General features: G+C 65.8%; 13 protein-coding genes and 1 pseudogene. 10 read left to right on the top strand and 4 right to left on the bottom strand.

From position 1 onward, the window contains the following. The first annotated feature begins 40 nt into the window (after positions 1-40). The 3 genes from CXY73_RS13345 to CXY73_RS13335 are packed head-to-tail and all read left to right on the top strand — an operon-like array spanning position 41 to position 2,099. A complete protein-coding gene (locus CXY73_RS13345) occupies positions 41-382 on the top strand; it encodes a PadR family transcriptional regulator (protein ID WP_104177987.1) in 342 nt (113 codons plus the stop codon). Continuing rightward, positions 382-1,290 (top strand): hypothetical protein, encoded by a 909-nt coding sequence (locus tag CXY73_RS13340; protein ID WP_233198335.1) that lies wholly within the window; start codon positions 382-384, stop codon positions 1,288-1,290. Before CXY73_RS13345 ends, CXY73_RS13340 begins: the two co-directional genes overlap by 1 nt. Continuing rightward, positions 1,290-2,099: a hypothetical protein gene (locus tag CXY73_RS13335; RefSeq protein ID WP_104177985.1), complete on the top strand. Its 810-nt coding sequence runs from the start codon at positions 1,290-1,292 to the stop codon at positions 2,097-2,099. Before CXY73_RS13340 ends, CXY73_RS13335 begins: the two co-directional genes overlap by 1 nt. A gap of 5 nt (positions 2,100-2,104) precedes the next feature. Here CXY73_RS13335 and CXY73_RS13330 read toward each other — a convergent pair whose 3' ends face one another. From CXY73_RS13330 to CXY73_RS13320, 3 genes and pseudogenes are all read right to left on the bottom strand, one after another. Continuing rightward, positions 2,105-3,286 (bottom strand): hypothetical protein, encoded by a 1,182-nt coding sequence (locus CXY73_RS13330; protein WP_104177984.1) that lies wholly within the window; start codon positions 3,284-3,286, stop codon positions 2,105-2,107. Positions 3,287-3,391: 105 nt separating this feature from the next. After that, complete coding sequence (locus tag CXY73_RS13325; RefSeq protein WP_104177983.1) at positions 3,392-3,619, bottom strand: YbdD/YjiX family protein; 228 nt, start codon at positions 3,617-3,619, stop codon at positions 3,392-3,394. Between the two features lie 68 nt (positions 3,620-3,687). After that, positions 3,688-4,938: pseudogene (locus tag CXY73_RS13320) on the bottom strand (carbon starvation CstA family protein); the annotation flags it as partial. Positions 4,939-5,101: 163 nt separating this feature from the next. Here CXY73_RS13320 and CXY73_RS13315 point away from each other — a divergent pair. Together CXY73_RS13315 and CXY73_RS13310 are read left to right on the top strand one after the other, a co-directional pair. Further along, a complete protein-coding gene (locus CXY73_RS13315) occupies positions 5,102-6,487 on the top strand; it encodes a glycine--tRNA ligase (RefSeq protein ID WP_104136902.1) in 1,386 nt (461 codons plus the stop codon). Positions 6,488-6,554: 67 nt separating this feature from the next. Then, the gene (locus tag CXY73_RS13310; RefSeq protein WP_104177982.1) at positions 6,555-7,604 is read left to right on the top strand and encodes an alcohol dehydrogenase catalytic domain-containing protein; all 1,050 of its coding nucleotides are present in this window, start codon (positions 6,555-6,557) and stop codon (positions 7,602-7,604) included. Between the two features lie 148 nt (positions 7,605-7,752). On the opposite strand, the gene CXY73_RS13305 is transcribed toward CXY73_RS13310, so the two are convergent. After that, positions 7,753-9,126: a glutamyl-tRNA reductase gene (locus tag CXY73_RS13305; RefSeq protein ID WP_104136900.1), complete on the bottom strand. Its 1,374-nt coding sequence runs from the start codon at positions 9,124-9,126 to the stop codon at positions 7,753-7,755. Positions 9,127-9,198: 72 nt separating this feature from the next. On the opposite strand from CXY73_RS13305, the gene hemE reads away from it, so the two are divergent. The 5 genes from hemE to CXY73_RS13280 all read left to right on the top strand — a co-directional run bounded on the left by hemE (position 9,199) and on the right by CXY73_RS13280 (position 13,369). Continuing rightward, positions 9,199-10,305 (top strand): uroporphyrinogen decarboxylase, encoded by a 1,107-nt coding sequence (gene hemE, locus CXY73_RS13300; RefSeq protein ID WP_104136897.1) that lies wholly within the window; start codon positions 9,199-9,201, stop codon positions 10,303-10,305. Positions 10,306-10,392: 87 nt separating this feature from the next. Then, on the top strand, positions 10,393-12,012 hold the full coding sequence (locus CXY73_RS13295) for an NAD(P)/FAD-dependent oxidoreductase (RefSeq protein ID WP_104177981.1): 1,620 nt from the start codon (positions 10,393-10,395) through the stop codon (positions 12,010-12,012). Between the two features lie 213 nt (positions 12,013-12,225). Further along, complete coding sequence (locus CXY73_RS13290; protein WP_104136888.1) at positions 12,226-12,639, top strand: hypothetical protein; 414 nt, start codon at positions 12,226-12,228, stop codon at positions 12,637-12,639. A gap of 75 nt (positions 12,640-12,714) precedes the next feature. Continuing rightward, positions 12,715-13,134, top strand: coding sequence for a phage holin family protein (locus CXY73_RS13285; RefSeq protein ID WP_104136886.1), 420 nt, complete (start codon positions 12,715-12,717; stop codon positions 13,132-13,134). Further along, positions 13,121-13,369, top strand: coding sequence for a DUF3618 domain-containing protein (locus CXY73_RS13280; protein ID WP_104136883.1), 249 nt, complete (start codon positions 13,121-13,123; stop codon positions 13,367-13,369). The genes CXY73_RS13285 and CXY73_RS13280 overlap by 14 nt, the downstream gene beginning before the upstream one ends. The last annotated feature ends 70 nt before the right edge of the window (positions 13,370-13,439 follow it).

Here is a 13,439-nt window from a genome sequence, read left to right as displayed (position 1 = left end):
TCGAGTAGACAGTCTGGCTAACTAGTGAGACTATGTAGTCATGCAACCGAAATCCTGGCCAGCCGAGTGGATGCGCGCCGCCCTCGGCCTCTGCGTGCTTCGCACGCTCGCGCCCGGCCCGACCTACGGTTACGCGATCGCCTCGGCGCTCGAATCCGCCGGCTTCGGCGTTATCAAGGGCGGCACTCTCTATCCGCTACTGACCCGCTTTGAAGCCGCGGGCTGGATCGCCGCCGAGTGGCGACCGGGCGCCGGGGGACCGGGCCGCAAATACTTCGCGCTCACCGACTCCGGGCAGCACGAGCTCTCTGACCAATCCGGTCAGTGGAAGCTCTTCGCTACCACCGTGCATGACCATTTGCAGAAAGGGCCGGCTGCATGATGACCAGCAACCACCACGATCACGACAGCAGCGATTCGGGCAGAACTGAGGGAGGCCCCGCTGGTTCAGGCGGCGCCGCTGCGAGTGACGTCGTTTACAGCACAGCTAACGAGGAGCGCGCCGTTGCTGGTAGTGCGGGCTCGATCAGCGGCCCGGCGGGCATCCGCTCGGCTGAAACCGAGCGCGAGAGCGCAAACGCGGCCTGGCTCGATGATTTCACGATCGAACTGCGCCTGCTCGAGGTTTCCGGCAGCCTCATCGGCGATGCCGTGGCCAGTGCGGGGGAGTTTCTCGAAGATTCCGGCACGACGGCCGAGGAGTCTTTTGGCAGCGCCCAGCGCTACGCGGCCGAGCTCGACCTGCCGGCCGTTGCGAAAGCCAAGACCAATGAAGTCTTGCTGATGAGCGGCATCGGGGTGATCGGGCTGGTCGTTCTCGGCCAAACTGCGTTCCCCCTCGCGGGCGGCGACGACGGCCTAGTTGTCAGAGTGTGGTTGCTCGTGTCCCTCGTGGCGATGGCTTTGATATTGTCCTTGATACCGAGAGCCATTCCGGTGCTGCTGCGCGCGCGTTCACGCCCCTTAGTGCTGGGGATGATCTTCGCCGGAATTGTGTTTGGCGGTGCCGGTCCCGTTCTGCTCAGCGTGTGGCAGGGCCAAACGGTGTTGTTCACCGTTCCCGCGCTGCCGGTTGCCATCGCCGCCGGAATTCTGCTGGTGGTGCCTGCCATTTGGAATCAGGTGCGTCACAATCTCAGTGACGACCCCATTCTGGAACCGGGCGCGGAGCCTGATCAGCGCCCATCGCTGGGGTCGCGCCTTTTCATCGTGGTCACGAACTGGATCCTCGTATTTTATGGCGCCGTCAGCATCGTCCTCGTCTTCGTCCTCTACCCGGACAACCAGTAATGCCCGATCTCGCAATCGAAAGGCTCGGCCCAAGCATGATGACCAGCACTTCACGCGATCATGAAAGTGGCCGAAGGGGCATCCGCTCTGAACAGACGGCCACCAACGATGCCACCTGGTTCGATGAATTCACGATCGAACTGCGGCTGCTCGCCGTGCGCGGCAACGACATTGGCGACGCCGTGGCCAGCGCCCGGGAGTTTCTCGCCGATGCAGGGTCGAGCGCCGAGGAATGCTTCGGCAGCCCTAAGCGCTATGCCGCCGAGCTCAACCTGTCGACCGTTCCGCTAAAAGCGGTGAACGGTCTAGGCCTTCGGGCCGGTCTGGGGGTGTTGGGGCTTTTCGGCTTCACGCTCTCGGCGCTGCCGCTCGTGCAGGGTAAGGCGGTAAAGATCGACCCGGCAACACTTGTGGTCGTTGCTGCCGTGGGCATCGTCGCGGTACTCCTCCCGACATTTCTCAAGGTGTTCGTGCGGATGCGCCTGCGCATCTGGATGATCGTGGTCGCGGCCGTCCTGGGTTTCGGTCCCTCCATTGCGCTCAGCCTGTGGGGCGGCGCAAGGGTGCTCTTCACCGTTCCCGCACTGCCAATCGTGATCGTTTCCACGCTGCTCGTGCTTGTTCCAGCGATCTGGAGCCAGATGCGCCACTCTCCGCACGATGACCCAATCATCGAACCGGGTGGGGCAGCGGAACTTCGCCCCACGGTATCGACCCGGCTGTTCCTCGGGATGATGACCTGGTCGATGGTGAACCTGTCGATTGTTGTCTGGCTGTTCGCGCTGTTGGGTGAGCCGCTCGAGCGCTAACGAGCTCAGGGGTACCCCACAAACCAGAGCAGCACAATCGCGACCGGCTGTAGCGCGACAGAAACAGCGAGCAGCCCACGCCGCAGCGGCTTCGACCTGGCGATCGCCGGGTCGCCGAGCAGCGGCGCGAGTGGCAGCAGCAGCCGAAACAGGCTTTGCTGCGGCAGAAATACGGCCACCAAATAGAGTCCGTAGCTCGCCGAATACGCGACGATTTCCGGTCGAAGCGGATGCAGCGCTCGCCGCGACAACCACCACCCAAACCCGGCCACGAGCACGAGCACCAGCACAGTGCCGGCCACGCCGAGGTACTGTCCGGCCATGAGAAACCACGGCGTGAGCGGCACGAACTCGACCCGGCCGACGAAACCGGTCCACCAGGACAGCTCCGTATCGAGGTACGCGTCGGACGCCCCGGTGACTGCGCCGGCCACGAGCGGCCAGGCCAGCCCGGCCGCGGCGATAGCCAGCCCCGCGACCACGATCGACCAGCGCTCGCGCCAGGCAAAGCGATCTCGCTCGCGCCAGCGCAGCACCAGCAGGATCGCGAGGGCGAGCGACAAGGCGAGCACGCCTGGCCGAGTAAACGCGGCCACCACCGCAAGCGGAATCATCAGCAGATAGCGCTTCGACAGCATCAGGCCCAGGCTCGCAAAGACCAGGAACAGAAACAGACTCTCGGCGTAGGCTACCTGCAAAATGAACGACAGCGGCCCGAAACAGAACAGGGCGACTGCCCACAGCGCGCAATGCTCCCCCACCCGCGGGGCGAGCAGCCGGTACAGCATGAGCGCCGCTCCGACCCCGAACGCAATCGCCACGAGCGTGCCAGCGACGTAGAAATCGAGGGCGGTCACCGCCGAGACGCCGCGCACGAGCCACGGAAACACCGGCAGAAAGGCCCAGGCATTCGGCTCGACCTGGCCGGCAGCATCCGTTGGCAGCTCGCTGGGATACCCGTGCAGCGCAATCTGCCGGTAAAAAGAGCTGTCCCAGGAACCCGAGAAGGTGAAGAAATTCGGGTCGCTCCGATAGCTCGCGAAGGGCCAGTCCAAACGAGTCGCGACGGCGAACAGGGTGGCTAGCAGTGTCGTTGTGAGCAGCCGCGAGCCGGCCCAGATCAGCAGCACGAGCCCCCACGGCGGTAGCCGGCCGAGCCAGGGGTGCAGCGCGCGCAGGCGCTGCACCCCTGCCCCCGTTCGTCATCGCCCCAGACTAGCGGCGCGGCGGGCGAGCGCGGGCCACCCGACCGACGTGCGGCTGGGTGGGCCGCATCCGATCAAGCAGCAAAGCTAGCAGCAGCGCCCCTGCGGGTTCTGGTCCTGCCGGTCGGTCTGATCCCGCCAGAATTCGCGCGCCGTCATCAGCGGATGCTGCGCGCCGTCAAAGTCGGCAGCATCCGTTTCGCAGCAGGCCGCGTGATGCGCCACATATTTCTCGTAGGCGTCCTCACCGAGGACGCCCTTGAGATACCAGATCACGCCGCGGGCGCCCTTGCGGACGCCCGCCAGAACGGTCATCAGCGGCCCTTGACCTTGATCTTCTTTTCGACCGGAAGGGCATCCCACTCTGCCTGCAGCACCTTCTCTGGCGCAGTCATGATGAATCCGGCCGGGGCGTAGATGCCGTGGTCAATCGACAGCGCCGCGACGAGGGCCATGATGGCCACGAGCGACTCCATGAGTATGCCACCGTAGCCGATGAAGCGAGTCTGGCGTTCCTTCTGAATGAGCTTGGGCGTGGTGCCAGAGGCGATGAGTGCGTGGAAACCGGAGAGGGCGCCGCAGGCGATCGTCACGAACAGAAACGGAAACAGCGTTCCTGCCACGACGGGTCCGGTGCCGGTGGTGGCGAAGCCGCTGACCGCCGGCACGCTGATTTCCGGACGAATGATGACGATCGCCACGGCGAGCATGCCGATCGTACCGATCTTCATGAAGGTTGACAGGTAGTCGCGCGGTGCGAGTAGCAGCCACACGGGCAGAATCGCGGCGATGAAGCCGTAAATGATGATGCCCCAGGCGATAGTAACCTTGTCGAGCAGCAGGTAGGTCTGGCCCCATTCGGTGCCGTTGACCATGCCGCCGCCAACGATGGCGGCGATCAGCAGCACGAAGCCGATGATGGAGATCTCAGTGATCTTGCCCGGGCGGAAGAAGCGCAGGTAGCAACCCATGAACAGCGCAATGGGGATGGTCATTCCGACCGAGAAGACGCCCCACGGGCTCTCGGCGAGGGCATTGGTGACAACGAGCGCGAGAATGGCAACGATGATGACCATAATCACGAGGGTCGCGATGAGGGCAGCGGTGCCGCCGATCACGCCGAGTTCGTCGCGGGCCATCTGTCCGAGGGAACGGCCGCCGCGCCGCATGGAAAAGTGCAGTACGAGGTAGTCCTGTACGGCGCCGGCAAGCACTACGCCGACAATGGTCCAGATCGTACCCGGCAGATAACCCAGCTGGGCGGCCAACACGGGGCCGACCAGGGGGCCAGAGCCGGCGATGGCGGCGAAGTGGTGACCGAACAGAACGTGGCGGTCGTCGGGGCGAACGATGTGCTTCTCGATGAACTTCGAATAGAAGCGGTAGCCGATGAGATAGGTGCAGATCGCGGCGAACACGAACCAGATCGCGTTCACGGTCTCACCGCGCACGACGGCGAGCATGACCCAGCTGAGGCCGCCGAGCAGAGAAATGACCGATCAGATCGCGTTCTTCAGCGGCGTCCACTGGCGATTGTGGGCTTCAAGTTCTTCCGGATTCAGGGCGACCGCGAGGTCGTGCGGAATCCGTTTCAGAGCGGTCGGTGATTCAGTCGTGCTGGACGTGGCGCCCATTTCTCCTCGTTGAGCCAAGACAGATACTGTCAATCTGCACTCTTACGTCACTGCGGCCGGAGCCCCGCCCAGAGGCGGCGCGGGAACGACGGGCGACGTGAGCGCGTAAAATGGACATCCGGGCACTCGCCCGCATTCTGCGCCTTCGACCATTGGAGCCACCGTGGCCGCACCCACTCATCTTGATTCCGTCATCGCCCTCGCCCGCCACCGTGGCTTCGTTTTTCAGGCCGGCGAGATCTACGGCGGTTCCCGCTCCGCCTGGGACTACGGACCCCTCGGTGTCGAGCTCAAAGAGAACATCAAGAAGCAGTGGTGGCGTTCGATGGTCACGAGCCGCGACGATGTCGTCGGCCTCGACTCGAGCGTTATTTTGCCTCGCCAGGTCTGGGAAGCATCCGGTCACGTTGAGGTTTTCAGCGACCCGCTGATCGAGTGCACGAGCTGCCACAAGCGTTTTCGCGCTGACCACCTCGAAGAGCAGTATGAAGAGAAGAAGGGCCGCCCGCCCGAGAACGGTCTCGATGACATTGCCTGCCCCAACTGCGGCAACCGTCACATCTGGACCGAGCCACGTGCCTTCTCCGGTCTGCTCAAGACCTACCTCGGCCCGGTCGATGACGAGGCCGGCATGCACTACCTGCGCCCCGAAACCGCGCAGGGCATCTTCGTGAACTTCGCCAACGTGCTGCAGGCGTCGCGTTCCAAGCCGCCGTTCGGCATCGGCCAGATCGGTAAGAGCTTTCGCAACGAGATCACTCCGGGAAACTTCATCTTTCGCACCCGCGAGTTCGAGCAGATGGAGATGGAATTCTTCGTCGAGCCCGGCACAGACGAGACCTGGCACCAGTACTGGATCGACACCCGGATGAAGTGGTACACCGACCTCGGTATCAACCCCGAGAACCTGCGCCTGTTCGAGCACCCGGCCGAGAAGCTCTCGCACTACTCCAAGCGCACAGTCGACATTGAATATCGCTTCGGATTCACCGGCACCGAGTTCGGCGAGCTCGAGGGCGTGGCAAACCGTGGCGACTTCGACCTGTCGACACACGCTAAGGCATCCGGTAAAGATCTGTCCTACTTCGACCAAACGAAGAACGAGCGCTGGACGCCGTGGGTGATCGAGCCCGCCGCTGGCCTCACTCGCTCGCTCATGGCTTTTCTGGTCGACGCCTATGTTGAGGAAGAGGTTCCGAACGCCAAGGGCGGTGTCGACAAGCGCACCGTGCTCAAGCTTGATCCGCGCCTGGCACCGGTCAAAGCCGCGATCCTGCCGCTGTCGCGCAACGAGCGCCTGTCGCCGATGGCGCGTGAGCTCGCGTCGAGCCTGCGCCAGCTCTGGAACGTCGACTTCGACGACGCCGGAGCGATCGGCCGCCGTTACCGCCGCCAAGACGAGATCGGCACACCGTTCTGCATCACGGTCGACTTCGATTCCCTCGACGATCAGGCCGTCACCGTACGTGATCGCGACACGATGGCACAGGAGCGCGTGCCCCTCGCTGAGCTTGAGGCCTACCTGACCGTGCGGCTGCGCGGCGCCTAGTCCGCTTTGAGAACGGATGCTGGCGGCCGAGTCTGGCCGCCAGCATCCGTCGGGCAGACTGTAAACCATGAAAGCGGTCTATTTCGAAGAATTCGGTGTGCTTCCGGTGCTGCGAGAGGTACCAGAGCCGCTGCTCAGCGCAGCCGGCGTGATCGTGCGGGTCGAGGCGACCGGACTCTGCCGCAGTGACTGGCACGGCTGGCTCGGCCACGACGCCGACATCGCGTTGCCGCACGTACCCGGCCACGAACTGGTCGGCGTGATCGATGCGGTCGGGCCGCTCGTGCGCCGATTTCGCATTGGTCAGCGCGTAACCGTGCCATTCGTCTGCGCCTGCGGCGAGTGCCCGGAGTGCGACGCCGGCAACGGGCAGGTCTGTCGCAACCAGACCCAGCCCGGATTCACCCACTGGGGTTCCTACGCCGAGCGGGTCGCGCTGCACAACGCCGACGTGAATCTCATCGCCATCCCCGATGCCCTCGACGCCGGCGCTGCCGCGCTTCTCGGCTGCCGGTTCGCCACCTCATACCGCGGACTTGTGCACCAGGCGGGGCTGCAGGCGGGTGAAACTCTCGTGGTCGTCGGCTGCGGCGGAGTCGGCCTGAGTGCGGTCATGATCGGGCAGGCGCTCGGCGCGATCGTCATCGCCGTCGACATCAATTCCGACGCGCTCGGAGCGGCGAGCCGGGTGGGAGCCGCTTACGTGGTCAACTCGGCCGGGCTGCCCAACGACGAGGTGGTCGCGCGCATTCGGGCGCTCGTATCAGGGGGTGCAGACGTGAGCCTCGAGGCGCTCGGCCGGGAGAATACGGTCGCCATCGGCATCCGTTCTTTGGCTACGCGCGGACGGCACGTGCAGATCGGCCTGCTTGCCGACGATCCGCGCCTGCCGCTCGGCACGGTGATCGCGCGCGAACTGACTGTGCTGGGCAGCCACGGCATGCCCGCCCGGGACTATCCGGCGCTGCTTGAACTCGTATTGAACGGACGATTGCGCCCGGGGGACTTGATCAACCGCCGAATCAGCCTCGCTGAAGCGCCGGAGGCCCTCGCTGCAATGTCATCGCCCGGGGCGCCCGCCGGAGTCACCCTGATCGAGGTCGCCAGCCCGATATGACCCAGTCCGGCCCGCGCTGTGTGGCTAATTCAGGCAATGCGGGTCACCGTGTGCGGTCGAGTGCCCTGACTCCTGGGTTGATCAGCCTGTACCGGGCCGATTTCCTGAATAGCCACAGGAAGCGCCGGTGACCGGTCGTCAGGGTGAGCTAGGAGGCGAGCTCCTCGGTGCCTCCGGCGTCCGCTGCGCCGGCGGCGGGCAGCGTAACGTCGATGCTGAACAGGGCATCGAGCCCGGTGAGGTAGGCCTTTTGTTCGCCGGCCCGGGCGAGCTCGCGGGCGCGCACCATGGGGGTGTGCAGTAGTACGCCGGCCAGGTGGCGCAGGGCCGACTCGGTCGCCTCGCTCGAGTCGCCGCGGTTGCGGGCCCGGGCGATTTCGGCGTCGCGCAGCTCGAACACATAGCTGCGCAGGGCGACGACAGCCGGGGTAAGGCTCTGTTCCTCGGCCACATCCGAGAACTTGCGGGCGGCCTTGCCAACGATTTCGCGGGCCTCGGTCGTGGCGTTCAGCTCTTCGAGCGGCGCATGGATGCTGATGGTCTCGAGGTCGAGCAGCTCGACGCCGGGCACCAGGGTCACGTCCGGCGCCACGTTGCGGGGCAGGCCGAGATCGATGATGAGCTGTGGCGGCGCTTCGGGGCCGGTATCGGCCGGGCAGAGACGGGCCGGGGCATCGGCGGTGGCGCCGGCAATCGCGAACGGATCCACGCCGATCTCGGCGCGGCCGCGGGTGATCAGGGCCGCATCGATGACGTGATCGTCGCGCAGTGTGCAGGTGACGACGACGTCGGCACGGGCGACTTCCGCGGCGAAATCGGCCGTGGCAACGGCGTCGATGTCATGGGAGGTGGCGAACCCGACGGCGCGACCGGACGGCGAGTAGACGCGCACGTTCTCGGCGCCGCGGTCACGCAGCGCGGCGAGGGAGGCGCCGGCGTAGCGGCCGGTTCCGACTAGCAATACTCGAGCGCTGGACCAGTCGCTGACCCGGCTTTCGGCTAGTTCGAGGGCGAGACGCACGATCGAACGCCCGGCTGAGCCGATGCCGGTGCGGTTCTTGACTCCGCGCGATGTTTGGGAAGCCCGCTGAAACAGACGCTCCAGTTCCGGACTCGTGGTGCCGTCGGCGCGAGCCTGCTCCAGCGCGCGGCGCACCTGGCCGGCGATCTCGACCTCGCCGACAACGACGGATTCGAGGCCGCTCGTTACGGCGAACAGGTGCTCGGCAACGCCATTGCCGTGCACGAGGGTGAGATTGTCGCGCAGGGTGTCTTCGGTGACGCCAGTGCTGGCGCTGACGGCCTCGATCGCGGCGTACACGGCGGGCAGCGGTGACACGCCATAGGGCTCATCGAGATCGAGGTAGGCCTCGAAACGGTTGCAGGTGGCGACGACGACCGCACCGCTGAGCGGACTGTACTGCTCGACCATGCGCATGGCCGAAGCGCCGCCGCCGACAGACAATTTCTCCAGCACATCGAAGGTGGAGTTTTTGTGACTGGCCGACAGAAGAATGAGCACTAGCCGATTCTACGACTTATTGCTGTACGCTCCCGGCACACATCGTCAGGGATGTTTGAGAGAATGGGCGGGATGATCCTCGACGCGCAGCATCCACTCTCCTCCGGCCTCACCGCCGACTCCCGCCTAATTCAGGCCTATCAAGGCGTTCGGCCCGACGTGACGCCGGTGTGGTTCATGCGTCAGGCCGGGCGATCATTGCCCGAATACCGTGAACTGCGTGTCGGCACGCGCATGCTCGACGTGTGCCTCGACCCCGAACTCGCGAGCGAAATCTCGCTGCAGCCGGTGCGGCGCCACAACGTCGATGCCGGAATCTTCTTCAGCGACATTGTCGTTCCGCTCAAACTCGTCGGTGTTGACGTGGCGATCGTGGCCGGCAAGGGTCCGGTGCTCGGCAAGGCGGTGCGCACGTCAGCGGATGTCGACGAACTCACCGCTCTGGACCCCGCCATTCTCGACGAGGCCCTCGCGCCGATTCGCGACGCAGTGTCCCGCGCGGTGTCCCAACTCGGATCGACCCCGCTGATCGGCTTCGCCGGCGCGCCGTTCACCCTGGCCGCATACCTGGTCGAGGGTGGTCCGTCGAAGGACCACATCCACGCCCGCACGCTCATGCACGCCGAGCCCAAAGCATGGGCGCGGCTTATGGCGTGGACCGCCGACGTTACCGGTCGGTTCCTGCGCGCCCAGGTGCTCGCCGGCGCCAGCGCTGCGCAACTGTTTGACTCGTGGGCCGGCGCGCTTTCGCTGGCCGACTATGCGGCATCCGTTGCGCCAGCTTCGGCGGCGGCGATCGCGCACGTGCGCGACCTGACTTACAGCGTGAACAACGTCCAAGGCAATGTACCGATCGTGCATTTCGGTGTGGGCACCGGCGAACTGCTGAAGGAAATGCACAACATCGGCGCCGACGTCGTCGGCGTCGACTACCGGGTGCCGCTCGATGAGGCCAACCGCCGACTCGGCGGAGCCGTTCCGGTGCAGGGAAACGTCGACCCGGCCCTGCTGGCGGCGCCATGGCCCGTGCTCGAAGCCCACGTGCGCGACGTACTCGAACGTGGACGCAGCGCGCCCTCGCACGTGCTCAACCTCGGTCACGGCGTTCCGCCCGACACCGACCCCGACGTGCTCACCCGCCTGGTCAGCCTCGTGCACGACGTGAGCGCGGCCGAGTAACCCGGTCCCACCATTTGCGGGCAACGTAGTATTCGTCCTGTAATTTTGGAGGGAGTCGCCGGGCGCTGAACAAGAAGGAACTCTGAAATGACCAGACCAATCGACGTTCTCGTCATCGGCGGGGGAGTGGCCGGCCTGGTCGCCGCCCGCGAATGCGCCCAAGTAGGCCTGGCCGTGACCATTATCGAAACAACGGATGCAGTCGGCGGCCCGGTCGTCGGCCATGTTCTCGACGGGCTCACCCTCGACAGCGGTGCCGAGAGCTTCGCTGTGCGCGGAGGCACGGTCGCGTCGTTCATCGAGGATCTCGGGCTCACCGACCAGGTCGTGGCGCCCAACGTCGCGGGGGCATGGCTGCACTTGCCGGCCCTCAAGCAAGCGGATGCCGCGGTGAGCGTTCCGCTGCCCAAAGCCGGCGTTCTCGGAATCCCCGGTTCACCGCTCGCCGACGATGTACGCCGGGTCATCGGCTGGAAGGGGTCGCTGCGCGCTTACGCCGACCGGCTCATGCCCGTGCTCACGATCGGCCGCGAGCACAGCCTCGGCGACCTCGTGAAGAAACGCATGGGCCAGCGCGTGCTCGACCGGCTGGTGGAACCCGTCGCGTCCGGCGTCTACACGACGAGCGCTGTCGACCTCGAAATCGATGTGGTCGCCCCAGGACTCAACCGTGCCCTCACCACGGCCGGCTCGCTCTCTGGCGCGGTTTCGGCCCTGCGCACTGGCGCCCCGGCCGGGTCCAACGTCGGCGGACTGCTCGGCGGAATGGCCAGCCTGCCCGCCGCGATCGTGGCCGCCCTGCAACGCCACGACGTGGCAATTCTGACCGGAACCACGGCCACAGCACTGGCCCGCTCGGGCACCGACGACACGCCGACCTGGTCTGTCACAGTCACCCGGCAAGCGGATGCCGCCCCCACCGACCCGCAGGTGGTCCCGACCGACGGCGCCGCGCCCACTGACGCAGGTGCGCCGACCGGCTCCACCGCGTCGCTTGCTCGACCGATCGCACGCACACACACCGACGGCACCGAGCCCGCCGCCGAGCTAACCACCGGCATCCTCACCGCCCGTTACCTCATCGTTGCGACCCAGGGCGCGCAGGCACTGCGCCTGGTCAACCCGCTCGGTGACCAGTTCGACGCCCTCGCCGAGCTCGACTGGCCAGCACCGACCGCCGTCACCCTGACCACGCTCGTGCTCGACGCGCCAGCCCTCGACGCTCACCCACGCGGCACCGGTGTGCTCGTCTCGGCCGATGCCCCCGACGTCACCGCGAAAGCGCTCACCCACGTCACGGCGAAGTGGGCCTGGGTCGCCGAAGCGGCCGGCCCCGGCCGCCACGTCGTGCGGCTGTCCTACGGCCGCGCCGGCCAGCCCAACCCGACCGACGATCTGAGCGATGAGGAGTTGCAGGCCCTCGCCCTGCACGACGCGAGCGCCCTGCTCGGTGTGCCGCTGGCAACGGCCTCGGTGCGCGCATTCGCCCGCACCGAGTGGCGTGACGCCCTGTCACCGGCCACGCTCGGCGCGCCAGAGCGTGCGCAGCAGGTGCGCGAGGCCGTCATGGCGACCCCGGCGCTCGAGATCACCGGCGCTTGGTTGGCCGGTACCGGCCTCGCCTCGGTCATTCCGCACGCTCTCGCCGCCGGCGACCGTATTCGGCACGCTGCGCTCGGCTTGACCATCGCTGCGCCGGACGCGTAGTCCCGGTACCGAACTGCCAAGATTCTTCCGTTGAGCAGCGCGGATACCGGTGTCTCCGCAGATACGCACAGTGCCCCCGAACGGTCGGCGCGCAGGTACCCCAAACTGTGCACTTCCTGTATTGACACGACCGGTGCAGACTTGCCGAACACCACCGAGACCGAAACGGCGAACCGGGTTACTCTGGGAAGACCTTACGAAAGTGGAGACTCAATGCGCGGAAAGCTTCTGTTCATCACGGGCGGACTCGTTGGTTATGTGCTCGGTGCACGCGCCGGCCGCAAACGTTACGACCAGATCGCCGCCGCCGCCAATGACCTCTGGAACGCCAAACCCGTGCAACGCCGGGTGACCGAGGTGCGCGACGCCGCCCTCGAACTCGTCGGCGACGTTCCCGTTGCGGTGTATAACGCCGGAAAGAAGGCCGTCACGCAGGCTGTCGCCAAGAAGAAGGCGGCTGCCCAGACCTCGACAACGTCAGCAAAAGCAGATGCTCTCACCCCCGCCGGCAAGGCCAGCACCACGACGAGCCGCGCGGCCGCCGCTAAGCCAACGCTGAGCGAGAAGCCGACGCTGACCGAGAAGCCGACGCCCAAGGCCAAGCCTGCGGCTGACGACGCCCAGTAGCTCGTAGCATTCCGACACTCGTTACACCGCCAGGCGCGACAACCCGGCGACACCCGAAGACAGGGAAGGCAATTCGTGACTAGCAGTGGATTCAACCCGAAGAGCAAACGTCCGTTGCTCGCGCTGATCGGGGAACTGCCCGGCCAGATCAGCGCCCTCGTGAAAGCCGAACTCGATGCCTTCAAGGCCGAGTTCACGGCCAAAGCCAAGAACTTCGGCATCGGTGCCGGCCTCTTCATCGTGGCCGGGGCTTTTCTGTTCTTCGCGCTCGGGGTGCTCGTCGCCCTCTTCGTGATCTTGCTGGCCCTCGTGCTGCCGCTCTGGCTTGCCACGCTCATCGTGCTGGTCGTGCTCCTGCTCATTGCCGCAGTCCTCGTGCTCATCGGCGTCAACCGGGTGAAGGCGGCAACGAAACCCGACCCGGAGGGCGTGCACGCGAGCATCCGTCACGACGTCGATGCATTCAAGGGAGTTGGCGAATATGACCACAAATGACCTGCGCGCCGAAGCCCGGCACGCTCGCGCCGAGCTCGCCTCGACGCTCGATGCGATCGAGTACAAGCTCAATATTCCCAAGCAACTGCGCATCAAGCGCCGCCGCCTGACCCACGCCTTGCGCCAGCTCGGCGAAGACAGCCCGGGCGCCCTCGTGGGCATTGCGTTCGGCGCGGCGACCGTCGTCGGTGTCATCGTCTGGTTCGGTGCCTCCGCGGTGGCCAAAAACCGGTAACCACCAGGATCGGTTCACAGCAACCGCACGGCTCATTTTGGTAGCGGGGGCAATACAGAGCAAACTAGAC

This window comes from Cryobacterium sp. Y50, assembly GCF_002929805.1.
Lineage (GTDB): Bacteria > Actinomycetota > Actinomycetes > Actinomycetales > Microbacteriaceae > Cryobacterium.
Note: the sequence above shows the minus strand (reverse complement) of the source record. Positions and strands in the feature narration are given on the sequence as shown.